Source organism: Streptomyces sp. SGAir0957 (assembly GCF_043523415.1).
The window spans coordinates 7,150,301-7,175,123 of record NZ_CP027293.1 but is presented as its reverse complement, the minus strand read 5'-3'; the positions used below and the strand labels follow the sequence as shown (position 1 = coordinate 7,175,123).

The 24,823-nt window shown below is 71.0% G+C and carries 22 protein-coding genes and 1 pseudogene; 16 read left to right on the top strand and 7 right to left on the bottom strand.

Features of this window, described 5'->3' with window-relative positions; all coding sequences use genetic code 11:
- Positions 1-86: 86 nt before the first annotated feature.
- A complete protein-coding gene (locus C1N81_RS37400; protein WP_394435817.1) occupies positions 87-2,660 on the top strand; it encodes a DEAD/DEAH box helicase in 2,574 nt (857 codons plus the stop codon).
- Positions 2,661-2,742: 82 nt separating this feature from the next.
- Positions 2,743-3,615, top strand: coding sequence for an acyl-CoA thioesterase (locus C1N81_RS37395; protein WP_394435816.1), 873 nt, complete (start codon positions 2,743-2,745; stop codon positions 3,613-3,615).
- Between the two features lie 64 nt (positions 3,616-3,679).
- On the opposite strand, the gene C1N81_RS37390 is transcribed toward C1N81_RS37395, so the two are convergent.
- Together C1N81_RS37390 and C1N81_RS37385 are read right to left on the bottom strand one after the other, a co-directional pair.
- The gene (locus C1N81_RS37390) at positions 3,680-4,606 is read right to left on the bottom strand and encodes a DUF6397 family protein (RefSeq protein WP_394435815.1); all 927 of its coding nucleotides are present in this window, start codon (positions 4,604-4,606) and stop codon (positions 3,680-3,682) included.
- 154 nt (positions 4,607-4,760) lie between these two features.
- Positions 4,761-5,174 carry a roadblock/LC7 domain-containing protein gene (locus C1N81_RS37385; protein ID WP_394435814.1) on the bottom strand — a complete coding sequence of 138 codons (414 nt, stop codon included), beginning with the start codon at positions 5,172-5,174 and terminating at the stop codon, positions 4,761-4,763.
- Positions 5,175-5,293: 119 nt separating this feature from the next.
- Between C1N81_RS37385 and C1N81_RS37380 the strand changes: the two genes are divergently transcribed.
- On the top strand, positions 5,294-5,722 hold the full coding sequence (locus C1N81_RS37380) for a PPOX class F420-dependent oxidoreductase (RefSeq protein WP_394435813.1): 429 nt from the start codon (positions 5,294-5,296) through the stop codon (positions 5,720-5,722).
- Positions 5,723-5,801: 79 nt separating this feature from the next.
- Here the strand turns inward: C1N81_RS37380 and C1N81_RS37375 are convergent, their stop codons facing one another.
- Positions 5,802-6,242 carry a roadblock/LC7 domain-containing protein gene (locus tag C1N81_RS37375; RefSeq protein ID WP_394435812.1) on the bottom strand — a complete coding sequence of 147 codons (441 nt, stop codon included), beginning with the start codon at positions 6,240-6,242 and terminating at the stop codon, positions 5,802-5,804.
- A gap of 551 nt (positions 6,243-6,793) precedes the next feature.
- On the opposite strand from C1N81_RS37375, the pseudogene C1N81_RS37370 reads away from it, so the two are divergent.
- The 4 genes and pseudogenes from C1N81_RS37370 (at position 6,794) to C1N81_RS37355 (ending at position 10,495) form a co-directional block, all read left to right on the top strand.
- Positions 6,794-7,392: pseudogene (locus tag C1N81_RS37370) on the top strand (class I SAM-dependent methyltransferase).
- Positions 7,393-7,616: 224 nt separating this feature from the next.
- Complete coding sequence (locus tag C1N81_RS37365) at positions 7,617-7,958, top strand: hypothetical protein (RefSeq protein WP_394435811.1); 342 nt, start codon at positions 7,617-7,619, stop codon at positions 7,956-7,958.
- 206 nt (positions 7,959-8,164) lie between these two features.
- Complete coding sequence (locus C1N81_RS37360) at positions 8,165-9,007, top strand: hypothetical protein (RefSeq protein WP_394435810.1); 843 nt, start codon at positions 8,165-8,167, stop codon at positions 9,005-9,007.
- A gap of 111 nt (positions 9,008-9,118) precedes the next feature.
- The gene (locus tag C1N81_RS37355) at positions 9,119-10,495 is read left to right on the top strand and encodes a tannase/feruloyl esterase family alpha/beta hydrolase (protein WP_394435809.1); all 1,377 of its coding nucleotides are present in this window, start codon (positions 9,119-9,121) and stop codon (positions 10,493-10,495) included.
- Here C1N81_RS37355 and C1N81_RS37350 read toward each other — a convergent pair.
- Positions 10,492-10,674 carry a hypothetical protein gene (locus C1N81_RS37350; RefSeq protein WP_361063297.1) on the bottom strand — a complete coding sequence of 61 codons (183 nt, stop codon included), beginning with the start codon at positions 10,672-10,674 and terminating at the stop codon, positions 10,492-10,494. The genes C1N81_RS37355 and C1N81_RS37350 overlap by 4 nt on opposite strands.
- 150 nt (positions 10,675-10,824) lie before the next feature.
- A complete protein-coding gene (locus C1N81_RS37345; protein WP_394435808.1) occupies positions 10,825-11,892 on the bottom strand; it encodes a fatty acid desaturase family protein in 1,068 nt (355 codons plus the stop codon).
- Between the two features lie 433 nt (positions 11,893-12,325).
- Here C1N81_RS37345 and C1N81_RS37340 point away from each other — a divergent pair, with 433 nt between their 5' ends.
- Both C1N81_RS37340 and C1N81_RS37335 read left to right on the top strand, forming a co-directional pair.
- A complete protein-coding gene (locus tag C1N81_RS37340) occupies positions 12,326-15,031 on the top strand; it encodes a DEAD/DEAH box helicase (protein ID WP_394435807.1) in 2,706 nt (901 codons plus the stop codon).
- A complete protein-coding gene (locus tag C1N81_RS37335; RefSeq protein ID WP_394435806.1) occupies positions 15,028-16,332 on the top strand; it encodes an SWF or SNF family helicase in 1,305 nt (434 codons plus the stop codon). Before C1N81_RS37340 ends, C1N81_RS37335 begins: the two co-directional genes overlap by 4 nt.
- A 238-nt stretch (positions 16,333-16,570) precedes the next feature.
- Here the strand turns inward: C1N81_RS37335 and C1N81_RS37330 are convergent, their stop codons facing one another.
- Complete coding sequence (locus C1N81_RS37330; RefSeq protein WP_394435805.1) at positions 16,571-17,797, bottom strand: acyl-CoA dehydrogenase family protein; 1,227 nt, start codon at positions 17,795-17,797, stop codon at positions 16,571-16,573.
- Between the two features lie 163 nt (positions 17,798-17,960).
- Between C1N81_RS37330 and C1N81_RS37325 the strand changes: the two genes are divergently transcribed.
- Complete coding sequence (locus C1N81_RS37325) at positions 17,961-18,614, top strand: TetR family transcriptional regulator (protein WP_394435804.1); 654 nt, start codon at positions 17,961-17,963, stop codon at positions 18,612-18,614.
- 112 nt (positions 18,615-18,726) lie between these two features.
- Here C1N81_RS37325 and def read toward each other — a convergent pair whose 3' ends face one another.
- A complete protein-coding gene (gene def, locus C1N81_RS37320) occupies positions 18,727-19,272 on the bottom strand; it encodes a peptide deformylase (protein WP_394435803.1) in 546 nt (181 codons plus the stop codon).
- A gap of 140 nt (positions 19,273-19,412) precedes the next feature.
- On the opposite strand from def, the gene C1N81_RS37315 reads away from it, so the two are divergent.
- The 6 genes from C1N81_RS37315 to C1N81_RS37290 all read left to right on the top strand — a co-directional run bounded on the left by C1N81_RS37315 (position 19,413) and on the right by C1N81_RS37290 (position 24,792).
- Positions 19,413-20,651, top strand: coding sequence for a MurT ligase domain-containing protein (locus tag C1N81_RS37315; protein WP_394435802.1), 1,239 nt, complete (start codon positions 19,413-19,415; stop codon positions 20,649-20,651).
- Between the two features lie 35 nt (positions 20,652-20,686).
- On the top strand, positions 20,687-21,418 hold the full coding sequence (locus tag C1N81_RS37310) for a type 1 glutamine amidotransferase (RefSeq protein WP_361063278.1): 732 nt from the start codon (positions 20,687-20,689) through the stop codon (positions 21,416-21,418).
- Positions 21,419-21,640: 222 nt separating this feature from the next.
- Complete coding sequence (locus C1N81_RS37305) at positions 21,641-22,666, top strand: 6-phosphofructokinase (protein WP_394435801.1); 1,026 nt, start codon at positions 21,641-21,643, stop codon at positions 22,664-22,666.
- Positions 22,667-22,789: 123 nt separating this feature from the next.
- Positions 22,790-23,743, top strand: a complete 954-nt coding sequence (locus C1N81_RS37300) for a cytochrome c oxidase assembly protein (protein WP_394435800.1) — start codon at positions 22,790-22,792, stop codon at positions 23,741-23,743.
- A gap of 97 nt (positions 23,744-23,840) precedes the next feature.
- A complete protein-coding gene (locus C1N81_RS37295; RefSeq protein WP_324768595.1) occupies positions 23,841-23,999 on the top strand; it encodes a hypothetical protein in 159 nt (52 codons plus the stop codon).
- Positions 24,000-24,075: 76 nt separating this feature from the next.
- On the top strand, positions 24,076-24,792 hold the full coding sequence (locus tag C1N81_RS37290) for a lysophospholipid acyltransferase family protein (protein ID WP_394438482.1): 717 nt from the start codon (positions 24,076-24,078) through the stop codon (positions 24,790-24,792).
- Positions 24,793-24,823: the final 31 nt, after the last annotated feature.

The window sequence follows — 24,823 nt, the reverse complement described above, 5'->3', positions numbered from 1 at the left end:
GCCCCATTCTTCTTATGTCGACGCCCGATCGCCCCCGTCGGGCCGTGCGCGTGCTGACGCTGCGTCGGCCACTCAGCGTAGCGTTCATGATCTTCGTACGGGCATCCGATTCCCTGATCGGGACAGAAGCCAGGCAAGATGGTGACGTGACCCTTATCGATCAGCTTCCGCAGACCGCCGACCCGGACGCCCTCTACGACGCCTTCGAGTCGTGGGCCACGGAGCGTGGTCTCACCCTCTATCCCCACCAGGAGGAGGCGCTGATCGAGGCGGTGTCCGGGGCGAACGTGATCGTCTCGACCCCCACCGGATCCGGCAAGAGCATGATCGCGGCCGGTGCGCACTTCGCCGCCCTCGCACGCGACGAGGTCACCTTCTACACGGCGCCCATCAAGGCGCTCGTCTCCGAGAAGTTCTTCGAGCTGTGCAAGCTGTTCGGCACGGAGAACGTCGGCATGCTGACCGGAGACGCGTCGGTGAACGCGGACGCGCCCGTCATCTGCTGCACCGCCGAGGTCCTCGCGTCGATCGCGCTGCGGGACGGCGCACAGGCCGACGTCGGCCAGGTCGTCATGGACGAGTTCCACTTCTACGCGGAGGGCGACCGCGGCTGGGCCTGGCAGATCCCGCTGCTCGAACTGCCGCAGGCGCAGTTCATCCTGATGTCGGCGACGCTCGGCGACGTCTCGATGTTCGAGAAGGACCTCACGCGCCGCACCGGCCGTCCGACCTCGGTGGTGCGCTCGGCGACGCGCCCGGTCCCGCTCTCCTACGAATACCGGCTGACCCCGCTGACGGAGACGCTGACCGAGCTGCTCGACACCCGGCAGGCGCCGGTCTACATCGTGCACTTCACGCAGGCGCAGGCTGTCGAGCGGGCGCAGGCGCTGATGAGCATCAACATGTGCACGCGCGAGGAGAAGGACAAGATCGCCGAGCTGATCGGCAACTTCCGCTTCACCACCAAGTTCGGCCGCAACCTCTCCCGTTACGTACGGCACGGCATCGGCGTGCACCACGCCGGCATGCTGCCCAAGTACCGTCGCCTCGTCGAGAAGCTGGCCCAGGCCGGTCTGCTGAAGGTCATCTGCGGCACCGACACCCTCGGCGTCGGGGTCAACGTCCCCATTCGCACGGTGCTGTTCACGGCCCTCACCAAGTACGACGGCAACCGCGTGCGCACGCTGCGGGCCCGCGAGTTCCACCAGATCGCGGGGCGCGCCGGACGGGCCGGGTTCGACACGGCCGGCTTCGTCGTGGCGCAGGCGCCCGAGCACGTCATCGAGAACGAGAAGGCGCTCGCGAAGGCCGGCGACGACCCGAAGAAGCGCCGCAAGGTGGTCCGCAAGAAGGCGCCAGAAGGCTTCGTCGGCTGGACGGAGAGCACCTTCGAGAAGCTGATCTCCTCCGACCCGGAGCCGCTGACCTCCCGCTTCCGCGTCACGCACACCATGCTCCTGTCGGTCATCGCCCGGCCCGGCAACGCCTTCGAGGCGATGCGCAAGCTGCTCGAGGACAACCACGAGCCGCGCAAGGCGCAGCTGCGCCACATCCGCCGGGCCATCGCGATCTACCGCTCCCTGCTGGACGGCGGCATCGTCGAGAAGCTGGACCAGCCGGACCCGACGGGCCGCATCGTGCGGCTGACCGTCGACCTTCAGCAGGACTTCGCGCTGAACCAGCCGCTGTCGACGTTCGCCCTCGCCTCCTTCGACCTGCTGGACAAGGATTCGCCGTCGTACGCGCTCGACATGGTCTCGGTCGTGGAGTCCACGCTGGACGACCCGCGGCAGATCCTGCACGCCCAGCAGAACAAGGCGCGCGGCGAGGCCGTCGCCGCCATGAAGGCGGACGGGGTCGAGTACGAGGAGCGCATGGAGCGCCTCCAGGACATCTCGTACCCGAAGCCCCTGGAGGAGCTCCTCTTCCACGCGTACAACACCTACCGCACGAGCCACCCGTGGGTCGGCGACCACCCGCTGTCGCCGAAGTCCGTCATCCGCGACATGTACGAGCGGGCGATGACCTTCACGGAGTTCGTCTCCTTCTACGAGCTCGCGCGCACCGAGGGCATCGTCCTGAGGTACCTGGCGAGCGCGTACAAGACGCTCGACCACACGGTGCCCGACGACCTCAAGTCCGAGGACCTTGAGGACCTGATCGCCTGGCTCGGCGAGATGGTGCGCCAGGTCGACTCCAGCCTGCTGGACGAGTGGGAGCAGCTCGCCAACCCCGAGGTGATGACCGCCGAGGAGGCGCAGGAGAAGGCCGACCAGGTCAAGCCGGTCACGGCGAACTCGCGCGCGTTCCGCGTGCTGGTCCGCAACGCCATGTTCCGGCGCGTCGAACTCGCCGCGCTCGACGACGTCCAGGAGCTCGGCGAGATGGACGGCGACTCGGGCTGGGACGCGGACGCCTGGGGCGAGGCCATGGACAAGTACTGGGACGAGTACGAGGACCTCGGCACGGGCCCGGACGCCCGCGGACCCAAGCTGCTCATGATCGAGGAGGATCCGGAGCACGGCCTGTGGAAGGTCCGGCAGACGTTCGCCGACCCGGAGGGCGACCACGACTGGGGCATCAGCGCCGAGGTCGACCTCGCGGCCTCCGACGCAGAAGGCCGTGCGATCGTCCGGGTCACGGACGTTGGTCAGTTGTAGATTCCCGGCCGGGCGGACGCCATGGTCCGCCCGCGCCCACGCGCCGGAACCCTCCGGCCGCGCACACGAGAGAGAACCACCCATGACGAACCCTGCGGAACGGCTTGTCGACCTGCTCGACCTGGAGCAGATCGAGGTCAACATCTTCCGCGGACGCAGCCCCGAGGAGTCCCTGCAGCGGGTCTTCGGCGGGCAGGTCGCGGGCCAGGCCCTGGTCGCGGCCGGCCGCACCACGGACGGTGACCGTCCGGTGCACTCGCTGCACGCGTACTTCCTGCGTCCGGGCCGCCCGGGCGTGCCCATCGTGTACCAGGTCGAGCGGGTCCGTGACGGTCGCTCCTTCACCACGCGCCGGGTCACCGCCGTGCAGCAGGGTCGCACGATCTTCAATCTCACCGCCTCCTTTCACAAGCCCGAGGAAGGTGCCTTCGAGCATCAGTTGCCGCCGGCCCGGCAGGTGCCGGACCCGGAGTCGCTGCCGACCATCGCCGAGGAGATCAAGGGCCATCTCGGCGCTCTGCCGGAGGCGTTGCAGCGCATGGCGCGCCGCCAGCCCTTCGACATCCGCTACGTCGACCGGCTGCGCTGGTCGCCCGAGGAGATCGAGGCGGCGGAGCCGCGCAGCGCCGTGTGGATGCGTGCCGTCAGCCCGCTGGGTGACGATCCGCTGGTGCACACCTGCGCGCTCACCTACGCGAGCGACATGACGCTGCTCGACGCGGTACGTCTGCCGATCGAACCGCTGTGGGGCCCGCGCGGCTTCGACATGGCCTCGCTCGACCACGCCATGTGGTTCCACCGTCCCTTCCGTGCCGATGAGTGGTTCCTGTACGACCAGGAGTCGCCGATCGCCGTGGGCGGCCGGGGTCTGGCCCGTGGCCGGATCTACGACATCGAGGGGCGTCTGCTGGTCTCCGTGGTCCAGGAAGGTCTGTTCCGCAAGCTCCAGGGGTGACCGGCCCGGCGGGCGCTTGTTCGGCGGACGGTGCGCTCAAGCCGTGCGGTCGCTGACCCAGGCGTCAAGCTCTGCCGAGAAGCCGCCCCCACAGTCCTCGCGCCGGTTTGTCCTCCGCGGGGTGCGGGGTGAGCGCAGGCCGAGCGGTGTGCGGGGTGAGCGAGGGGTGCGGGGTGAGCGAGGGCTGTGGGACGGAGGCACTCTCCGCCCAGAGCTCGGCCGCGTCCCCCGCTTCGGGCGTCGTGGGCCGTGGAGCGGGCCGCAGTCGACGCGCCTCCGCCATGCTCAGGAGGAGGTTCGCCCTCAGCCAGCTGATCTCGTCCGGGTTGTCGGCGATCACGATGCGCTCGACGACCTGCGCCGTCGGCGAGTCGGGCGACCCGTACCAGGACTCCTCGGGCCGCAGATGCCGCAAGTAGGCGCGCTCGTACGGGCTCTCGACGAGTTCGGTGAGCTGGGCCGCGTCCAGGAGCGTCGCCATCGCGGCGGCCCGGTCCCAAGGATCACTGCTCTGGCCCAGGAGGTACCCCGCGTGCCGCGCCCGCCACCTCCTCGGCCGCAGATCCTCGCCCGTCGAGAGGCGGGCCCTGACCTTGTCCGGCGCGCGGCCGGTCAGCAGCGGCGCGTGCAGCTCCGAGGCGGCGAACTCCCGTAGCTCCTCGGCGAGGTACAGCCACACCACGGTGCGATAGCGGTTCAGGTAGAACTTCGCCGGGACGAGCAGACCCGCGCGGGCCAGCCGGGTGAAGCGGGTCGGCGGGATCTCCATGAGGAGGGCGCCCTCCGCCGTCCCCACCACCTTCACCTGCGCGAGCAGCGCCTCGGGAAAACCCTCGCTGTCGCGGATCCGCTCGATCTCGTCGCGCGGGACCCGGCGCCGGCCCCCGTCCGTCGCCGCGACCGTACGGATACGGCCGAGGCGTACGGCGAGATCGAACTCGCTGCGCTTGAGCCCCAGTTCCCGGGCGGCGCTGCCCTGGGGCCTGGTCATGATGGAGCCCTGCATGATGGTTCTCCCCCGTAGGTCGACGACCTCGGTCACGCTCCGTGACCGCTCGGGAAAACCGTAGCCCGTTTCCGAGAAATCCGTCCGGGCCTGTGGATAACTCTGCCGGACCCCCTCAACGCAACGACGTAACCGCAGGTCAGAGGTCGATCACGGAAGTTTGCCCCGGGTGCCGCGCGTCGACGGCCAGATGCTCCCCGACCCGGTTCACGAGCAGCGTCATCTCGTACGCGACCTGACCGATGTCGGCGTCGGCGGAGCTGAGCACGCACAGACAGCTACCGTCTCCGGCGGCGGTGACGAAGAGCACCGCGTCGTCGAACTCGATCATCGTCTGCCGCACGCCGCCGGCGTTGAAGTGGCGCCCCGAGCCCTTCGCGAGGCTGTGCAGTCCGGAGGAGACGGCGGCGAGATGCTCGGCGTCCTCGCGGCGCAGGTCCGTGCTGGCGCCCGTCACGAGGCCGTCGTTGGACAGGACCAAAGCGTGCCGCACATGTTCGACGCGTTGCGTCAGGTCGTCCAGTAGCCAACCGAGTCCCGCGTTCTGCACCATGATCCCGTCTCCCCGCTTCCTCTGGCTCCCCATGCCCCGGAGGGGACCGCTCCCCTGCCCGGAGGATCTCTCTCGCCAGCCTTCCCCACGGTCGGCGTCCGGGCAAGCAAGATGACCTCATGGCACACAAGATGACCGCTGAGGAATGGCATGCCTTCGTCTCCGAGGGCACGCGCACCGCGAAGCTGTCCACCGTGCGGGCCGACGGCAGCCCGCACGTGGCACCTGTCTGGTTCGTCCTGGACGGCGACGACATCCTGTTCAACACCGGCAAGGACACGGTCAAGGGCCGCAACCTGGCGCGTGACGGGCGCGTGGCCCTGTGCGTCGACGACGAGCGGCCGCCGTTCTCGTTCGTGACGGTCCAGGGCCGCGCCGAACTCAGCGAGGACCCGGTCGAACTGCTCGACTCCGCGACCCGGATCGGCGGCCGGTACATGGGCGAGGACCGCGCCGAGGAGTTCGGCAGGCGCAATGCCGTGCCGGGTGAACTCGTTGTCCGGGTACGGGTGGAGAAGGTCGTCGCCATGGGTGACATCGCCGACTGACCCGCGCCTGAGAAGAAGTTCACCGGCTGCCCGCCTCCCGTCCACGCGCGCGGGAGGCGGGTCGGCGCCCCGGCCGCGGTCAGTCCGCGGCTGCCGAGCGCCGGGCGCGCCCGGTCCCCGTACGGAGGTGCTCGGCAATCCTGTCGACCAGGCGGGCCATCTCGTAGGCGACAAGGCCGATGTCGGCGGTCACGTCGCTGAGGACTGCAAGGCAGGAGCCGCCTCCCGTGGCGGCCACGAAGAGGAAGCCGCCGTCCATCTCCACCATGGTCAGCCGAGCGCCTCCCGTGCCGAAGCGTCGCCCCGTGCCCTTGGCGAGGTTGTTGAACCCGGAGGCGACGGCGGAGAGATGCTCGGCGTCCTCGCGGCCGAGCCCGGAGGACGCGCCGGCGGGCAGGCCGTCGTTGGACAGGACGAGGGCATGGCGCAACTCGGGCACTCGGTGTGCCATGGCGTCGAGGAGCCCGTCGAGTGCGGTGGAGCGGCGGGTCACCGCAGGGGCGGCCGAGTCTTTGATCATCTCGGGTCTCCTTCACTGTGATCGCCGCCGGGCGGACGTCCGCCGCCTCTGACCCACCCGTCCAGGAAGGACTTCATACGGGCCCGTGCCTGCTCCGGGCTGCGCTCACCCCGGTCCTGTACGCGCGCGGGCGCGGTGCGGGGGCCGGGGCGCTCCCGCAGTTGGGGCACGAGGCTCGCCTGACGTACGCGCCGCGGCAACTCGTTCGCGGGCGGGAAGGTGGTAGGGGCGAAGTGAGTGTCCATGGGCGCTGCTTCCGCTCGGGCACGCGCGCGTAGCGGCGCAGTTCTGGCAGATGGGGGTCGCGACCCGGCAAGCTAGTCATGACGGGGGCGCACAACGGGAGCGCGTTTCGAAAGCTGCTGCGATATGACGGAGATCCTCCAGCAACGTTCGCCTTCACGCCGTCTTCGAACCCTCTTCGAACCACATTCGAACCGAACTCGAACTGCCCTGCGCTGCCGCGGCGCGGCAGAGGTGAACGCCGAGGCCACCACGTGCCCAGCACGGCGGGGCGCCGCCCGTGGGTGGGCCGCGTCATCATGGGCTCCATGAACGATGACCACGCGCGCGTGCAGGAGTTCTTCGCGGCCCGTGCCGCCGACTGGGACACCCGTTTCCCCGACGACGGTCCCGCCTACGCCGCCGCGGTGGCCGCCCTCGGGCTTCGCCATGGCGACAAGGTGCTTGACGCGGGATGCGGCACCGGCCGTGCGCTGTCGCCGCTGCGGGCGGCCGTGGGACCGTCCGGGGTGGTGCTCGGCGCCGACCTGACGTGGGCCATGCTGGAGGCCGCCGCACGGCCGGGCGGGACCACGAGGGTCACCTGTTGCGCGCGGACGTGGCGCGTCTGCCGCTGGGCACGGCGACGCTGGACGCGGTGTTCGGGACCGGGCTCGTGTCGCACTTGTCGCACCCGGCGGACAACATGCGTGAGCTGGCGCGCGTGGTGCGGCCCGGTGGGCTGCTCGCACTGTTCCATCCGATCGGGCGCAAGGCTCTCGCCGCGCGACATGGACGGGAGTTCACCCCTGATGACCTACGGGCGGAGCCCAATCTCCGCTCGCTGCTTGTTGGTTCCGGCTGGCGCATGACCTCGTACACCGACGAGGAGACTCACTTCCTGGCGCTGGCGGTGCGCACGGACTGAGCTCGCCAAGCAGTGTGCGGCCATGAAGGCCGCGCCCACCAGCCCCCGACGGCCGCCGCGAACGCATCCGCATTGTCGAACATTGCCGACCGGCCCCGCGCCGACCCTCTTCTGCCACCATGCAAGAAGCACCATGAAGGCACCATGGAGCCGACTCCGCGACGTGTGAGGGAAGTTCGTGGGACGGCTCCCCTTCGGGGCATCGGCCGGGGACGGTGACGCACATGCTCAACAGGGTCCGGAAGTCCTGGAGCACCTGGCGCAGGAAGGCCGCTCGCCGCGAGGAGCGCCGGCGCAATGAGCAACGGTCCGCGCGCAAGGCACGTCGGCCGACCGAAGGGCAGCGCCGACCGCACAACCTGTTCGAGGCGGCGGCCGCGTATGTGGCGGCCTGTGCCGAGGACGACCAGGAGCGGATCGACGAGGCCGAGGGCTGGGTGGAGCCGAGCGCGCTGGTCTTCGGCGTCAACGAGCTGGCATGCCGGGCGCTCATCGTCCTCGCGCGCGAGCGGGACGAGTCGCCGCGTGCGGTGGCGCGCACCCTCCTCGGCCTGCCCGCGGCCTGACGCGCGTTGACGGGGAGGCGCGCCCTGGCGTCGCCTCCGCGGTCCGGCACGAGAACCACACGGATTCCACACGCGATGTCGACATGTCCCCGACAGAGCCACCGGTGTCGGCGTGTCGCGCACTTTTCCTGGTCACCGCCCCTGTACGGCGTCGACCACGACTGACTAAGGTCACGCCGACGGACCGAAGCTCAGGGGAGGTAGGCATGGCCGCGACGGACGACGCTGTCGCCACCGAGGACGACGCGCTGTACGTACTGACGGCGCTGTTGCTCACTCCGGCGACGTTCCCCAGCGTGCTGGGCGACGACTACCCCGAGGCGTGCGCCGCCCTGGGACTCGCGCCGCTCGCCGACGGCTACGGGCTGGTCCTCGGCCAGGACGGCCAGGGCGCGCGCTGGACTGTTGTCGTGGACGACGTGTCCCTCGTCGCCGTGGCCATCGCCTCCTGGGACTGCGGCATGGAGTACGACCTCTCCCCCGACGAGAAGAGCATGATCGCCGCGTTGCCCGGCTGGCCGCTCGCGCTGGCGGTGGCCGCACCGAACGTTCCCGCGCCCCACGATCCGGAGCCCGATACGGAAAGCGCCGAGTCGGCGCCTCTCTGCCCGCCGGACACGGACACCTGGGGCCCGGCGCAGCGGCGCCTGGGAGCGGACGAGATAGCCCTCCAGTGGGCTTCCTGGCGGTCGCAGCTCGACGACGACCAGTTCGCGTCGGGCTCTGAGGCCGAGAAGGCGAGGGGGGACGCGGAGACGCCGTCCGCCCCGTCGGGCAGTTCGCACGAGGGCGTCCGGCGTGTCCTGGCCGAGGCCCGCTCCTACGTGGACACTCCCCCGCCTCTCGGTCGCGTGCGGTCGGCGTTCGCGTCGGGCGGCGCCCGTACGCTGCGCGCCGACGGTCCCGGCTGGTCGATGGTTGCGCGTACGGACGACATCGCGTTCATCCTGCTCGACGACGAGCCGGGCGAGGTGTTGCCGGTCGGCCGTGGTCCGGAGCTGCCCGGCCTGCTGGAGGCGCTCGACAAGATGGCCGTCCGGCCCGCCTGAGCCGCCGCCCCACATAGGGGGCGAGTCCCGCATGTGCTCCCCACCCATGGAGCAGCGCGGCCTCCCCCTCGACGATGAGGCCTCTTCCCGCCACTTCGAGGAGGCCCGCTCATGCGCACGCCCGGAACCGTTCCCTTGTTGGCCGCAGCATTGTTGGCCCTGGCCGCTTCCGGGCCGCAGGCCGCGAGCGCGGCTCCCGCGCACGGGGGCCACTGCGCCGGGTCGCCCCACGCGCGCGTGCCGGGCGCGCAGCTGCAACAGCGGGCCTGTCTGGACGACCTGACGACCGCCGGGCTCGCGGGCACCCCGTACACCGACATGGCCGACCAGGCCGGACTGACGGCGACAGGGACGAGGAACCCGTCCGGTGTGCCCGGCACCCAGTTCGACGGGTACTTCGGGGACGACTCCCGCACGAACACGACGCATGGCTGGAACCACGACGCCCAGTTCGTGATCCGCCTGCCGGACCGCTGGAACGGCGGCCTGGTGGTCACCGCCGCTCCGGGCAACCGCAAGCAGTACGCGACCGACACGGCGATCTCCGACCGGGTCCTCGCCCAGGGCTACGCGTACGCGGCGACCGACAAGGGCAACACCGGGCCGAACTTCTACCGGGACGGCACCCGCCCCGGCGACGCCGTCACCGAATGGAACGAACGCACCACCCAGCTCACGCGCGCCGCGCGGAAAGTGGTGGCCCAGCACTACGGTTCCGCTCCGCGGCGCACGTACATGACCGGCATCTCCAACGCGGGCTATCTCACGCGCTGGCAGCTCGAGAACCACCCGGAGCTGTTCGACGGCGGGGTCGACTGGGAGGGCGTCCTGTGGACGGCGGAGGGGCCGAACCTGCTGACGTCCCTGCCGACGGCCGTGGCGCTCGGCCAGGGGGCCGCCGACGCGGACGACATGTACGCGGCCGGCTTCGCCCGCGGCTCGGAATTCTTGTGGCCCTACCACCAGAAGGCGTACTGGGGGCTCACGCAGAAGGCGTACCGCGCCGAGTTCGACCCCGCCTACGACCGTGACTGCCCCGGCACGTCCGCCGGTTCGACGACGGAGGAGATCCTCGCCCCGTGCGCGTCCGACGCCTCGTACGACTATGCGACGCGTCCCTCGTCGGTGCACAGGGCGGTCGCGCGCGTGGCCCTGACCGGGCGGATCGGGAAGCCGCTGATCACCCTCCAGGGCGACCTGGACACCTTGCTGCCGATCGCGACGGACGCCGACGTGTACCGGCGCATGGTCGACGCGCGGGGCCGCGGCCGGCTGCACCGCACGTACACGATCCAGGACGGCACGCACACCGACGGCCTCTACGACACCTTCCCGGACCGGCTGCGGCCGATCCTGCCGTGCTACCGGGACGCCTTCAACGCCCTCACCCAGTGGGCGCAGGACGGGACGGAGCCGCCCGCGGACCGGACCGTCGGGCGGCCCGCGAGCGGTGACGTCGTCGACACGTGCTCGGTACGGGCGTCCTAGCGGCCGATCTCCTTGCGCGTGACGCGGCGGAGCCTGCGCCGCTGCGAGGGGTCGAGCATCAGGTACGCCGCGGTGGGCACGCCCAGCACGATGAGCAGGGCCGCCCACCACGGCAGCCAGATCAGCAGGATGATCCCGGCCGCCACGCCTCCCGCGGCGATCTTCGCGTTCCTCGACATGTGTGTGGCCTCCTTCGGAGCGGCTCGCCCTCGGACGAGTGGGGCGAGTTCGCCTCTGTTGTGAGAAACGGGTCCACGACGTCCACGGTTCCGGCGCCCGACCCTGACGCGACCCTGATCCCGCGCCCTGAGACGCCACCGGGACGTGGGTCAGATGTCGGCGCGCAGCGGCTCTCCCACTTCATACATGTGGCGCAGCGCCTGGCGATAGGAGTCGACCAGACCGGTCTCGGTGAACGGGACGCCCAGGCGTGCGCAGTGCGCTTTCACCATGGGCTGGGCAAGGCGCAGGTGGGGTCGGGGCATGCTCGGGAACAGGTGGTGCTCGATCTGATAGTTGAGACCGCCGAGGAACCAGTCGGTCAGGGCACCGCCCTCGATGTTGCGCGAGGTGAGGACCTGGCGCCGCAGGTGGCCCCACTTGTCGCCGTCCGGGTCGGGCATCTCCATGCCCTTGTGGTTGGGCGCGAAGGCCATTCCCAGGTGGAGTCCGAACAGGGCCTGGTGCAGTGCGGCGAAGGCGAGGGCGTGGCCGAGCGGCATGGTGGTCAGCAGCAATGTCACGTAGACGACGACATGGGCGACGAGAAGGGTCCCTTCGACCAGGCGCTCACGTCCGCTCTGCCGCCTGAGGTCCCGGAAACCGGACACCTTCAGGGCGAGCCCTTCGAGCAGGGTGAGCGGAAAGAACAGCCATGCCTGGTGGCGGGTGAGCCAGCCGCGGAAGCCCACGCGCGTGGCCGCTTGTTCGCTGGTGAAGACGAGGACGTCGGCGGCGACGTCGGGGTCCTTGTCGATGTGGTTCGGGTTCGCGTGGTGTTTGGCGTGTTTGTCGTTCCACCACGCGTAGCTCATGCCCAGCAGCAGGTTGCCGTGGACGAGGCCGATGACGCGGCTCACGGACCGGTTGCCGGTGATCTGCGCGTGCCCCGCGTCATGACCGATGAACGCCGTGCGTGCGCCGAGGACCGCCAGGACGGGCGCCAGGGCGAGGACCCACCAGGAGGCGCCGGTGAACGCCATGCCGGTGACCACTCCGGCCAGGGCGAGGGCGTTGACGACGATGGTGCGTACGTACCAGCCGGTGCGCCGGTCGAGCAGGCCCTGCCCCTTGATGTCACGCAGCAAGGGCGTGAACTCGCTGCCGCCTTCGGGCGAGGACGGACGTGCGCCAGTTCCTGTGGCGTTTTCCGGCAGGGGGACAACGGCCAGGGCCATGGCGGTACTCCGGTCTGTGGGAGGGAGGTCGAGGCGGCGGGCCGCGAACCTGGCCCGACCTCGAAAAACCTACGAACGGCGGACCTTGGTCGGCCATGGCGCCATCACCCGGCCACGACAGGGGGCCAGCCCACCCGGGCGGTGGGGGCAGCCCCACCCTTAGGGGTCAAGTGACTTAGAACACTCCTTGGGGCCGCCCCATTGGGTTGACCGCCGTGTACCCTCGCGTCTTCCAGGGCGAGTAGTCAAACTTGAGGAATACGAGGCAGCTGCCATCTCCGCGTACACGCATCCCGCACCCACCCTTGCCGAGACCGCCGAACTCGCACGCTGCCGCGCGGTGTTCACGCCGGGCGATCCGGCGCGCACCTCGAGCGTGGCCTTCTGGCGGCCGGACGGTGGCCAACCGCCCCTCCCGGAGGCGGGCAGCCTCGTGGAGCTTGCGCTGGCCCTGCCCGGCGACGACGGGATCGCGCCGATGACCGTCACCGCCGTCGCGCTGCCCGTACGGTCCGCGCTCGCGGTGCTCACGCGCGCGCGTGCGGCAGCGCAGGCGGACCCGACGACGGCCTTCTGGGGCGCGGCCGCCCTGCTCGCGCTGCAACTCGCCGCGCGGGGACTCCTCCTGCCCGGATTGAGCGGCGACGACCACGATGCCTGGCGCGCCGGACCGCTGCGCCCCGTGGACCTCGAGCGGCTGCGGGAGCTCGCGGCGGCCATGCCGGCCGAGGCACGCGCGGTTCCGCTGGAGGGTCACGAGCCGCTGCGCCTGCACGCGCCCGAACGGTTGCTGCGCGCCTTCCTCGACGCGGTGGCCGACACCCTGCCGCGCTCCCCCGCCGCCCCGCTCGCGGCGGGCGCCCCCGCGTTCGCGGCACGCCCTCCGCAGCGAACCCCCGAACTGCGCGCCTGGGCTGCCGACGTGGCCGCCGGGCACGACGCCGGGGTGCGGATCTCGCTGCGCGTCGAAGTGCCGGGGCTCGCCCAGGTCACCGACGGCGAGACCCTGCTGCCGTTCCGCGCCGTGCTGCAGATGCACAGCGTCGGCGACCCCACCCTCGTGGCGGACGCGGCCCAGGTGTGGGCGGGTACCGGTGCGGCGGGCAAGTCGTTCGGGGTGCAGGCGCGGATGGACGCGCTCCTGGCCCTACGGCGCGCCGCGCGCGCGTGGACGCCGCTCACCCCGCTCCTGTCGGCGTCCGTCCCGGACGCCGTGGAACTGGCCGACGACGAGGTCACCGAACTGCTCGGTGAAGGGGCACGCGCCCTGTCCGCGGCGGGCGTCGAGGTGCACTGGCCCCGGGAGATGGCGCGCAAGCTGACGGCCCGCGCGGTGATCGGGCCGCCCGAAGGCGGGCCGGAGGCGCTCTCCTCGGACACCCCGTCGTTCCTGTCGGCGGACGCGCTCCTGGCGTTCGACTGGCGGTTCGCCCTGGGCGGCCAGGAGTTGAGCCGCGAGGAACTGGACCGGCTCGCCGAGGCCGGCCGGCCCGTCGTGCGCCTGCGCGACCAGTGGGTGATCGTCGACCCTGGTGAGGCCCGCCGCGCCCGCGCGCACGAGGACCGGAAGGTGACGCCGGTCGACGCGCTCAGCGCCGTTCTGACGGGCTCCACGGAGATCGACGGCCGCCAGGTCGAAGTGGCGCCCACCGGCTGGCTGGCGGCGCTCAGGGACCGCCTCGCGGACCCCGAGGGCCTGGACCCGGTCGGCCAGCCGGCCGCGCTCGCCGCCACCCTGCGCGACTACCAGCTGCGCGGACTGAACTGGCTCGCCCGCATGACCTCCCTCGGCCTCGGCGCCTGCCTGGCCGACGACATGGGGCTCGGCAAGACGATCACGCTGATCGCCCTGCACCTGCACCGGCAGACCGCGCGGGAGACCGCGGGCCCCACGCTCGTGATCTGCCCGACCTCCCTCATGGGCAACTGGCAGCGCGAGATCGAGAAGTTCGCGCCCGGCACCCCCGTACGCCGCTTCCACGGCGGCCGCCGGTCCCTGCAGGACCTGGCGCCGGGCGAGTTCGTGCTCACCACGTACGGCACCATGCGCCTGGACGCCGCCCAACTGGCCGCACAAGGCTGGGGCATGGTCGTCACGGACGAGGCGCAGCACGTGAAGAATCCGCACTCGGCCACCGCCAAGGAGCTGCGCACCATCGGCGCCCGCGCGCGCGTGGCGCTCACCGGCACCCCGGTCGAGAACAACCTCAGTGAGCTGTGGGCCATCCTCGACTGGACCACGCCGGGGCTCCTGGGCCGCCTGGGCACCTTCCGCACCCGCTACGCGAAGGCCGTCGAGAGCGGCAAGGACCCGGCCGCCGCCGAGCGCCTGGCGAAGCTCGTCCGCCCCTTCCTGCTGCGGCGCCGCAAGTCGGACCCGGGGATCGCCCCCGAACTGCCGCCCAAGACGGAGACCGACCGAGCCGTGCCCCTCACCAAGGAGCAGGTCGGGCTCTACGAGGCCGTGGTGCGCGAGACGCTCGCGGAGATCGCCGGGGCCGACGGCTTCGAGCGACGCGGCCTGATCGTCAAGCTGCTCACGGCCCTCAAGCAGATCTGCAACCACCCCGCGCAGTACCTGAAGGAGGACAAGCCGCGCATCTCCGGCCGCTCCGGCAAGCTGGAGCTCCTCGACGAACTCCTGGACACCATCCTGGCCGAGGACGCGAGCGTCCTCGTCTTCACGCAGTACGTGCAGATGGCCCGCCTTGTCGAGCGTCACCTGGCACAGCGCGGCATTGCGTCGCAGTTCCTGCACGGCGGCACGCCCGTGGCGGGACGGGAAGCCATGGTGCGCCGCTTCCAGGACGGCGAAGCGCCCGTCTTCCTGCTGTCCTTGAAGGCTGCCGGCACCGGACTCAACCTCACGCGCGCGGAGCACGTCGTGCACTACGACCGCTGGTGGAACCCGGCGGTGGAGGCACAGGCCACCGACCGCGCGTACCGCATCGGACAGACCCGACCCGTGCAGGTGCACCGGCTGATCACCGAGGGCACCATCGAGGACCGCATCGCGGAGATGCTGCTGCGCAAAAGGGAGTTGGCGGACGCCGTGCTGGGAGCGGGCGAGTCGGCGCTGACGGAACTGACCGATGCCGAACTGGCCGACCTGGTCAAACTGCGAGGGGGCGCCCGATGAGTGACATCCACGACGAGTACGACCATGACGCCGTTGTCACGGACCCGGGCGAGGAGCGCACGTTCGCGGCGTTGCCCGCGACGGGCGGGCGGAGCTTCGCCCAGACGTGGTGGGGGCTGGCCTGGCTGAAGGCCCTGGAGGACACGGCGCTCGACCTGAAGCAGCTCAAGGCGGGCCGCAGGCTGGCGCGGGCGGGGGCGGTCGGCGCCGTGTCGGTGCGTCCGGGCCGCATCACCGCGGTGGTCGAGGACCGCGGCGGCGCCGTGCACCGGTCGGACGTGCTGTTGCAGCGGCTCGACGAGGACGACTGGGACCGCTTCCTCGGGACGGCCGTCGAACGGGCCGGACACATCGCGGCCCTCCTGGACCGCGACATGCCGCCGCACCTGGTGGAGGACGCCGCCGCTGCCGGTGTCGAACTCCTCCCCGGCATCGGGGATCTGGAGCCGCGCTGCGACTGCGACGCCTGGGACCACTGCGCGCACACGGCCGCGCTCAGCTACCAACTGGCGCGCCTGCTCGACCAGGACCCGTTCGTGCTGCTCCTGCTGCGCGGGCGCGGCGAGCGTGCGCTGCTCGACGAGATCCAGGCACGTACGGCCGCGCGCGCCGAACCGGAGTCCGCGGCACCGCCCGAGGCGGAAGGGGAGGACGCGGCCGAGGCTTACGCGTCCGCCCTTGTGCTGCCGCCGTTGCCTCAGCCGCCCGTCCTGCCGGCCGAGCCGGGGGTGCCGCCGTCCCTGGACACGGAGACGGCTCCCCCCGCGGGCACGGACGTCGCCGCGCTCGGGTTCCTGGGCGCGCAGGCCGCCGCGGAGGCGCACAGGTTGCTGGCGGACGCGCTCTCGCACGGGCACGAACAGCGCGCGCCCTGGCCGGAGCCGACCGTCGCGGAGGACGCCGTGCGGCTGGCCGCCGCGCATCCTGAGCGGCACATCTTCGGGCGACTCGCCGAGGGATCCGGCCGGGACCGGGAAGGTCTGGCGCTCGCGGTGCGCGCCTGGGAGCACGGCGGTGCCGCCGCGCTCGCCGTCCTGGAGGACGAGTGGACCCCGGACGCGGAAACCGCCGCACGCGCGCGTGCCGCGCTCGAAGCGGCCTGGGAACCGGACGAGCGGCCCGCGCTCAAGGCCGCCCGGGCCCGCTGGACGGTCTCGGGCGTGCCCGCCCAACTGCGCCTGGGCCGCGACGGACGCTGGTGGCCCTACCGCAAGGAGCGGGGACGCTGGGCCCCGGCGGGCCCGGCCACGTCGGACCCGGCGTCGGCGCTGGCCATGGCGCTGGAGGCGGGCGAGGAGTAGCGCCGAGGCGGCGCGGGCCCGAGAAGCCTCTCCGCGCCGCCCGTGCGGGCCGGGCACAGCCCGTAGCCCCGCGATGCCCGCGCGGCTCCGGCACAGCCACACATCAACCCATGGCGCACGCGTGGACCCGGCACAGCCACACGACAACCGACGACGCACGCGCGGACCCGGCACAGCCCGTACCGCGGCGAGCTCGGCGCAACCGCACCGCCGGGCCCGCCCGAGAGAACCTCTGGCCCTAGCGGATCGGCATGCCGGACAGCGTGCGGGCGATGACCAGGCGCTGGATCTCGCTCGTGCCTTCGAAGATCGTGTAGATCGCCGCGTCGCGGTGCATGCGCTCCACGGGGTACTCGCGGGTGTAGCCATTGCCGCCGAGGATCTGGATCGCCTGGGCGGTGACCTTCTTGGCCGTCTCGCTCGCGAACAGCTTCGACATGGAGCCCTCGGCGTTCTCGAACTTCTTGCCCGTGGTCCCCATCCAGGAGGCGCGCCACACCAGCAGCCGCGCGGCGTCGATCTGCGTCCGCATGTCGGCCAGCTGGAAGGCGACGCCCTGGTTGTCGATGATCGGGCGGCCGAACTGCTCGCGCGTCTTGGCGTACTCCAGCGCCTCCTCGTAGGCGGCACGGGCGGTGCCGACCGCCATGGCACCGACGGCCGGGCGCGACGCCTCGAAGGTCGCCATGGCGGCGTTCTTCACGCGCTCGCCGCCCTTCTTGGCCTTCTCACGCGCGCGGGCGAGGCGCTCGTCGAGCTTGTCCTTGCCGCCGAGCAGACAGGAGCCGGGCACCCGGACGTTCTCCAGGACGACCTCGGCGGTGTGCGAGGCGCGGATGCCGTGCTTCTTGAACTTCTGCCCCTGGGACAGGCCCGGCGTGTTCGGCGGGACGATGAAGGAGGCGTGGCCCTTGGAGCCGAGCTCGGGGTCGATGGAGGCGACGACCACATGGACGTTGGCGATGCCGCCGTTGGTCGCCCACGTCTTGGTGCCGTTGAGGACCCACTCGTCCTTGGCCTCGTCGTAGACGGCCCGGGTGCGCATGGCGGCGACGTCGGAGCCCGCGTCCGGCTCGGAGGAGCAGAAGGCGGCCACCTTCACGTCGTTCACGTCGCCGTACATCTGCGGGATCCAGGTGCCGATCTGCTCCTCGGTGCCGTTGGCGAGGACGCCCACCGCGGCAAGGCCTGTGCCGACGATCGACAGGGCGATGCCCGCGTCGCCCCAGAACAGCTCCTCCATGGTCATCGGGATGCCGAGACCGGACGGGTCGAAGAACTGCTGGGCGTAGAAGTCGAGGGAGTAGATTCCGAGCTTGGACGCTTCCTGGATGACCGGCCAGGGGGTCTCCTCGCGCTCGTCCCACTCGGCGGCCGCGGGGCGGATCACATCGGCGGCGAAGCCGTGAAGCCAGTCACGGACCTCCTTCTGCTCGTCGTTGAGATCCATCGTGAACTCGGCCATGACCCCTCCAGGACTGCGGACACTGCATATGTTACTTACGGTAACAGGAGTCTGTTACCGACCAGTAGACCATGTCAACCTCCGAGCGCACGTTCGATACCGGTCTGGGCGCGGGTGTTACCTTTCGCGGTGCGTCAAGCAATCGCACGGGCGGGGAGACCTCATGGAGACCACACAGCGGACCGATCAGCGCGCGGAGCAGCAGTCCGCCGCGGAGCGCCGGCGGCGCGAGCTGCTCGAGGCGGCGGACCGCGTGGTGCTCCGGGACGGTCCGGGCGCCTCGATGAACGCGATCGCGGCCGAGGCCGGCATCACCAAGCCGATCCTGTACCGGCACTTCGGCGACAAGGGCGGCCTGTACGCCGCTCTCGCCACCCGCCACACGGACGCGCTGCTCTCGTCCTTGCGGGCCGCGCTCGACGCGCCCGCGGAGCGCCGTGAGCGCGTGGAGGCGACCCTGGACACCTACCTTGCGGCGATCGAGGCCAGACCTCAGGTCTACCGGTTCCTGATGCACCCGGCGGAGGGGTCGCCCGGCGACTCCGGGTTCGACGTGGGCCGCCACTCGGCGCCTCTCCTGCGCCGCATGGGCGAGGAGCTGGCCGACGTCATAGAGGAACGTGTCGACCTCGGCCCGGCCGGTCAGCAGCTCGCCCGCGTGTGGGGCCACGGGATCGTCGGCATGATGCACGCCGCCGGCGACTGGTGGCTCGGCGAACGGCCGTGCACGCGCGCCGAATTGGTGCAGGGCCTCGCCGACCTCCTCTGGGGACGCCTCGCCGCCGCGGGCGACAAGGTGGGCGGGCCCGGCTTCTGAGAGCCCGCGAGACGCTCTGAGCCCGGGCGAAGCTTTGAGCCCGGGAGAGGCTTCTGAACCCGGGCGAGGCCCTGCACCCGGGTGAGGCTCTGCCCGCAGGCAGCAGACAGATTCAGCGGTCCCGCGCCCAGGGCGCCCGCGCCGCCTTGCGCAGCACCCGCCGTCTGCGCCAGCCGGTGACCCGGTCCGTGTACGTACGGCCCTCCAGGTGGTCGCACTCGTGCTGGAGGCACCGGGCGAACCAACCTGTGCCGTGAATCACCAAAGGGGCGCCCGTCGCGTCGAAGCCCTCCACGCGCGCGTGGTCGAAGCGCGGCGTGCCCGCTTCGAGGCCCGGGAGCGACAGACAGCCCTCGGGGCCGCGGATCACGTCGCCGTCGGCCTCGACCAGGCGCGGGTTGACGACATGTCCGATGTGCCGCACATCGTCGTCGTCCTCGCAGTCGTATACGAAGACCCGCGAGGATGCGCCGATCTGGTTGGCGGCCAGGCCGACGCCCTGGGCCGCGTACATGGTGGCGAACATGTCCTCGACGAGGTGCGCGAGGCCGGGACCGAAGTCCGTGACCTTGGCGCAGGGTTGGTGCAGCACGGGATCGCCGAGCAGCGTGAGGGGTCGTACGCGCCCGGAAGCGCCCTGGATCGAGCCGTGTCGCATGGCCGTAAGGGTACGGTCCGCAGGGCACCCCGATCCGCCGGTGGTGCCGGAGTTCGGGCTTGTCAGAGGATCTCGATAGGCTGAGGCCGGAAAGCGATGCCCGGGGCAGGCGCGGCGCCGTACGCAAGGAGGACCCAGGAATGTCAGGCAACTCGGAGTCGATGACTCCGCGGGCCAAGCTGGCCGTGACGGCCGGGAAGGCCGCGGCCGCGGTGTCACGGGCGGCGGGCCGCGGCAGCGGATCGGTGATCGGCGGCAAGGTCGCGCTCAAGTTCGACCCCGAGCTGCTCGGACGGCTCGCCCAGCATCTCGACGTGGTGCTCGTCTCCGCGACGAACGGCAAGACGACGACCACGCGACTGATCGCCGAGGCGCTGCGGGCCAGCGGCCCGGTCGTGTCGAACGCGCTGGGCGCGAACATGCCGGCCGGTATCACCTCCGCCCTCGCCGGCGGCTCGGATGCCAAGTTCGGCGTCATCGAGGTCGACGAGAAGTACCTGGCGGGCGTCGCGCGCGACACCGCGCCCAAGGCGATCGCCCTGCTGAACCTCTCGCGCGACCAGCTCGACCGTGCCGCCGAGACCCGCATGCTCGCCGAGAAGTGGCGCGAGGGCCTGGCCGGCTCCAAGGCCATCGTGATCGCCAACGCGGACGACCCGCTCGTGGTGTGGGCCGCCTCCTCCTCGCCGAACGTGGTGTGGGTCGCGGCGGGCCAGGAGTGGAAGGACGACGCCTGGTCCTGCCCGGCGTGCGGCGGCGTGATGCAGCGCCCCGGCGACGACTGGTTCTGCGGCGAGTGCGGCTTCCGGCGCCCCACCGCGAGCTGGGCGCTGCAGGGTGACTACGTCCTGGACCCGCACGGCTCCGCGTGGCCGATCCACCTCCAGCTGCCGGGCCGCGCCAACAAGGCGAACGCGGCGTCCTCGGCCGCCGTCGCCGCCTGCTTCGGTGTGCCGCCGCAGGTCGCCCTGGAGCGCATGTACCAGGTGCAGGCCGTGGCCGGTCGCTACGACGTCGTGCAGTTCCAGAACCGAGACCTGCGGCTGCTGCTCGCGAAGAACCCCGCGGGCTGGCTCGAAACGTTCACTCTGATCGACCCGCCGCCGACCCCGGTGATCCTGTCGGTCAACGCGCGCGGGGCGGACGGCACCGACACCTCCTGGCTGTGGGACGTCGACTACACGCGCCTCGCCGGCCACCCGATCTGCGTGATCGGTGACCGCAAGCTCGACCTCGCGGTGCGCCTGGAGGTCGCGAACCTGGAGTTCCGGGTCTGCGAGACGCTCGACGAGGCGGTGCAGCTGTCCCCGCCCGGACGGATCGAGCTCATCGCCAACTACACGGCGTTCCAGGACGTCCGCCGCCGCGTGGGCAACTGACCGGACCAGACGAGGACCAGCTAAGGATCATGAGCATGAGCGACAACAGCCTGCGTCTGGTGTGGGTCTACCCCGACCTGCTGAGCACCTACGGCGACCAGGGCAACGCCCTGGTGGTGGAGCGCCGCGCGCGTCAGCGCCGCCTCCAGGTCGAGCGGTACGACGTGCGCAGCGACCAGCCGGTGCCGACCTCCGGCGACATCTACCTGATCGGCGGCGGCGAGGACCGGCCGCAGCGCCTTGCGGCCGAGCGGCTGCGCCGCGACGGCGGTCTGCAGCGCGCGGTGGGCAACGGGGCGATCGTCTTCTCCGTGTGCGCCGGGTACCAGATCCTCGGCCACGAGTTCATCAACGACCTCGGTGAGCGCGAGCCGGGTCTCGGCCTGCTCGACGTCGTCTCCACGCGCGGCGAGGGCGAGCGGTGCGTCGGTGACGTCCTTGGTGACATCGACCCGAACCTGGGGCTTCCGCCGCTGACCGGGTTCGAGAACCACCAGGGCGTCACGCACCTCGGCCCGTCCGCGCGCCCGTTCGCCCGCACCCGGATCGGCAAGGGCAACGGCACGGGTGACGGCACCGAGGGCGCCTTCAACGACACGGTGTTCGGTACGTATATGCACGGACCCGTCCTTGCGCGGAACCCGCTGATCGCCGATCTGCTGCTGAAGCTGGCGCTCGACGTCAACGCGCTTCCTCCGGTGGATGACCAGTGGTACGAAGCGCTCCGCAATGAGCGCATTGCTGCCGCTACCGCTCAGCCCGCCTAGGAGTCCGCCCCGCTCGGGATGTCCCGCTCGTGCCGGTTCGTCGTGGTCGCTCGCGCAGTTTCCCGCACCCCTAAAGGGCGCTTCCGCGCCCATCTGAGCGGGGCTGTCCACCTGGCGGACGGCTCTACCGGAGAAGTACACGGGCGCGGATAAGGTAGCCGGAATTCAGCCGGACGGCGTGGTCCGGTCATCGGCCCACGTTTGCAAAGGTATTCCGGGCTTATGCGTATTGGTGTCCTCACCTCCGGCGGCGACTGTCCCGGTCTGAACGCCGTGATCCGTTCGGTCGTCCACCGTGCCGTCGTCGACCACGGCGACGAGGTCATCGGCTTCCACGACGGGTGGAAGGGCCTGCTCGAATGCGACTACCGCAAGCTGGACCTGGACGCGGTGGGCGGCATCCTCGCCCGCGGCGGCACCATTCTGGGCTCCTCCCGGGTGCAGCCCGCGCATCTGCGGGACGGCGTGGAGCGTGCCAAGGGCCACGTCACCGATCTCGGCCTTGACGCGATCATCCCGATCGGCGGCGAGGGCACGCTCAAGGCGGCCCGGCTGCTCTCCGACGGCGGTCTGCCGATCGTGGGCGTACCCAAGACGATCGACAACGACATCGCTGTCACCGACGTGACCTTCGGTTTCGACACGGCCGTCGGGGTCGCCACCGAGGCGCTCGACCGGCTGAAGACGACCGCGGAGTCGCACCAGCGGGTCCTGATCGTGGAGGTCATGGGGCGCCACACCGGCTGGATCGCGCTCCACTCCGGCATGGCCGCGGGCGCGCACGCGGTGGTCGTGCCGGAGCGCCCCTTCGACATCGCGGAGCTGACCAAGAAGGTCGGCGAGCGGTTCGAGGCGGGCAAGAAGTTCGCCATCGTCGTCGTCGCCGAGGGCGCCAAGCCCCGGGCCGGCTCCATGGAGTACGACGAGGGCGGCAAGGACGTCTACGGCCATGAGCGCTTCGCCGGGATCGCGCGCCAGCTCTCCATCGAGCTGGAGCAGCGTCTCGGCAAGGAGGCGCGTCCGGTGATCCTCGGCCATGTGCAGCGCGGCGGCACCCCGACCGCGTACGACCGCGTCCTTGCGACCCGGTTCGGCTGGCACGCAGTGGAGGCCGTGCACCGGGGCGAGTTCGGCAAGATGACGGCATTGCGCGGCACCGACATCGTCATGGTGCCGCTCGCGGAGGCCGTCGAGACGCTGAAGACCGTGCCCGCGGAGCGCTACGCCGAGGCGGACTGCGTCCTGTAGCCACCTGGACGAACTTTCGGTTCCTCGCGTGACAGAGCTGCCCCCGGCCGAAACCCCGGCCGGGGGCAGCTCTACTCTGGTGGCGCACAATCCGTACGAAACGCGAGCAACAGGAGCCGGCGGATGGATCACAGCGGGCACGGCATGATGACGGATCTGCCGCCGTTCACGCTGGGGCGCGGCCTGGGCTGGTCGGCCGACCCCTTCTTCCTCGTCGGCTGCCTCCTGGCGCTCGCCCTGTACGCCGTGGGCGTCGTCCGGCTCAAGCGGCGCGGTGACTCCTGGCAGGTGTCGCGGACCGTCGCGTTCGTCGCGGGCGTCCTGAGCATCGGTCTGATGATGTGCACCAAGCTCAACGACTACGGCATGGTCATGTTCAGCGTGCACATGGTGCAGCACATGGTCATCAGCATGCTGTCGCCGATCCTGCTGCTCCTGGGCGCACCGATCACCCTTGCCCTGCGGGCGCTGCCGGTCGCGGCGCAGCGCGGCTCCAAGGGCCCGCGCGAACTGCTCCTCATGCTGCTGCACAGCCGCTACATGCGGATCGTCACGCACCCCGCGTTCACCATCCCGCTGTTCATCGCGAGCCTGTACGCGCTGTACTTCACGCCGCTCTTCGACTTCCTCATGGGCTCGAAGGTCGGGCACATCGCGATGATGGTGCACTTCCTGGCCGTGGGCCTGGTCTTCTTCTGGCCGATCATGGGCGTGGACCCCGGCCCGCACCGGCCCGGCTATGTGATGCGGATGCTGGAGCTGTTCGCCGGCATGCCGTTCCACGCCTTCTTCGGCATCGCGCTGATGATGGCCAGCTCGGCGATGGTCGGCACGTTCGACGACCCGCCCGCCTCGCTCGGCATCGATCCGCTCTCCGACCAGGTGGCGGCGGGCGGTATCGCATGGGCGTTCAGCGAGGTGCCGTCCGTCCTGGTGCTGCTCGCGCTGCTCTTCCAGTGGAAGAAGTCGGAGGAGCGTCAGGCGCGCCGCAAGGACCGCGCCGCGGACCGGGACGGCGATCAGGAGCTGGCCGCGTACAACGCCTACCTGGCCTCGCTGAACGCGCGCGGACAGTAGCGCCACCACCCCCTCACGGGTGACTATGGCCTTCTGGCCGCGGTCCGGGCGTCGCACGGCGCGTACGCCGTCCGGGCTGCCGGGAGGAGCGTGCCTGATGCCCGGTTCCACGAAGACGATGGGCGTGTTCACCGTCGGCGGTCTGGTGGCCGTCACCGCCTACACGGTGGCGCTCGGCAGCAATGGCTGGTTGTGGTTCGGCTGGGTCGTGCTCGGACTCATCACCGTGGCGATGGTGGCCTCGCGCAGCGCATGATGCCGCGGATCGCGGGCAGAGTGGGCAACCACGCGCGCGTGCTGCCGTCCTACTACGCATGGGGGAGGCGACCGGCATGTTCTACCGGCTGCTCAAGTACGTGATCCTCGGGCCGCTGCTGCGGCTGATGTTCCGGCCCCGGATCGAGGGGCTCGAGCACATCCCGGAGTCGGGAGCGGCGATCGTCGCGGGCAATCATCTGTCGTTCTCCGACCACTTCCTCATGCCGGCGATCATCAAGCGGCGGATCACGTTCCTGGCGAAGGCCGAGTACTTCACAGGTCCCGGCATCAAGGGGCGCCTCACTGCCGCGTTCTTCCGCAGCGCGGGCCAGATCCCGGTCGACCGCTCCGGCAAGGAAGCGGGGCAGGCCGCGATCCGCGAGGGGCTCGGGGTGCTGCGCCGCGGCGAGCTGCTCGGCATCTACCCGGAGGGCACGCGCTCGCACGACGGACGGCTCTACAAGGGCAAGGTCGGCGTCGCCGCGATGGCGCTGAAGGCGCAGGTCCCGGTGGTGCCGTGCGCGATGATCGGCACGTTCGAGGCGCAGCCGCCCGGTCAGAAGATCCCGAACCTGCGCCGGGTGACGATCCGTTTCGGCAAGCCGCTCGAATTCTCCCGGTATGCCGGCATGGATGGCGAGAAGGCCATCCTGCGCGCCGTCACCGACGAGATCATGTACGCGATCCTCGAACTGTCCGGGCAGGAGTACGTCGACAAGTACGCGGCGCTCGTGAAGGCGGAGGCCGAGGAGGCGACCGTGCGCAGGTTCCCGAGAATGCCCCTCAGCTGACCCCTGCTCCCCCGCTGCCCGGCCCGGTCTC

Excerpts from the sequence above, each read along its gene's own strand:
- C1N81_RS37400 (WP_394435817.1), top strand. The coding sequence starts at position 87 with ATGATCTTCGTACGGGCATCCGATTCCCTGATCGGGACAGAAGCCAGG.
- C1N81_RS37395 (WP_394435816.1), top strand. The coding sequence starts at position 2,743 with ATGACGAACCCTGCGGAACGGCTTGTCGACCTGCTCGACCTGGAGCAG.
- C1N81_RS37390 (WP_394435815.1), bottom strand. The coding sequence starts at position 4,606 with ATGACCAGGCCCCAGGGCAGCGCCGCCCGGGAACTGGGGCTCAAGCGC.
- C1N81_RS37385 (WP_394435814.1), bottom strand. The coding sequence starts at position 5,174 with ATGGTGCAGAACGCGGGACTCGGTTGGCTACTGGACGACCTGACGCAA.
- C1N81_RS37380 (WP_394435813.1), top strand. The coding sequence starts at position 5,294 with ATGGCACACAAGATGACCGCTGAGGAATGGCATGCCTTCGTCTCCGAG.
- C1N81_RS37375 (WP_394435812.1), bottom strand. The coding sequence starts at position 6,242 with ATGATCAAAGACTCGGCCGCCCCTGCGGTGACCCGCCGCTCCACCGCA.
- C1N81_RS37365 (WP_394435811.1), top strand. The coding sequence starts at position 7,617 with ATGCTCAACAGGGTCCGGAAGTCCTGGAGCACCTGGCGCAGGAAGGCC.
- C1N81_RS37360 (WP_394435810.1), top strand. The coding sequence starts at position 8,165 with ATGGCCGCGACGGACGACGCTGTCGCCACCGAGGACGACGCGCTGTAC.
- C1N81_RS37355 (WP_394435809.1), top strand. The coding sequence starts at position 9,119 with ATGCGCACGCCCGGAACCGTTCCCTTGTTGGCCGCAGCATTGTTGGCC.
- C1N81_RS37350 (WP_361063297.1), bottom strand. The coding sequence starts at position 10,674 with ATGTCGAGGAACGCGAAGATCGCCGCGGGAGGCGTGGCGGCCGGGATC.
- C1N81_RS37345 (WP_394435808.1), bottom strand. The coding sequence starts at position 11,892 with ATGGCCCTGGCCGTTGTCCCCCTGCCGGAAAACGCCACAGGAACTGGC.
- C1N81_RS37335 (WP_394435806.1), top strand. The coding sequence starts at position 15,028 with ATGAGTGACATCCACGACGAGTACGACCATGACGCCGTTGTCACGGAC.
- C1N81_RS37330 (WP_394435805.1), bottom strand. The coding sequence starts at position 17,797 with ATGGCCGAGTTCACGATGGATCTCAACGACGAGCAGAAGGAGGTCCGT.
- C1N81_RS37325 (WP_394435804.1), top strand. The coding sequence starts at position 17,961 with ATGGAGACCACACAGCGGACCGATCAGCGCGCGGAGCAGCAGTCCGCC.
- def (WP_394435803.1), bottom strand. The coding sequence starts at position 19,272 with ATGCGACACGGCTCGATCCAGGGCGCTTCCGGGCGCGTACGACCCCTC.
- C1N81_RS37315 (WP_394435802.1), top strand. The coding sequence starts at position 19,413 with ATGTCAGGCAACTCGGAGTCGATGACTCCGCGGGCCAAGCTGGCCGTG.
- C1N81_RS37310 (WP_361063278.1), top strand. The coding sequence starts at position 20,687 with ATGAGCGACAACAGCCTGCGTCTGGTGTGGGTCTACCCCGACCTGCTG.
- C1N81_RS37305 (WP_394435801.1), top strand. The coding sequence starts at position 21,641 with ATGCGTATTGGTGTCCTCACCTCCGGCGGCGACTGTCCCGGTCTGAAC.
- C1N81_RS37300 (WP_394435800.1), top strand. The coding sequence starts at position 22,790 with ATGGATCACAGCGGGCACGGCATGATGACGGATCTGCCGCCGTTCACG.
- C1N81_RS37295 (WP_324768595.1), top strand. The coding sequence starts at position 23,841 with ATGCCCGGTTCCACGAAGACGATGGGCGTGTTCACCGTCGGCGGTCTG.
- C1N81_RS37290 (WP_394438482.1), top strand. The coding sequence starts at position 24,076 with ATGTTCTACCGGCTGCTCAAGTACGTGATCCTCGGGCCGCTGCTGCGG.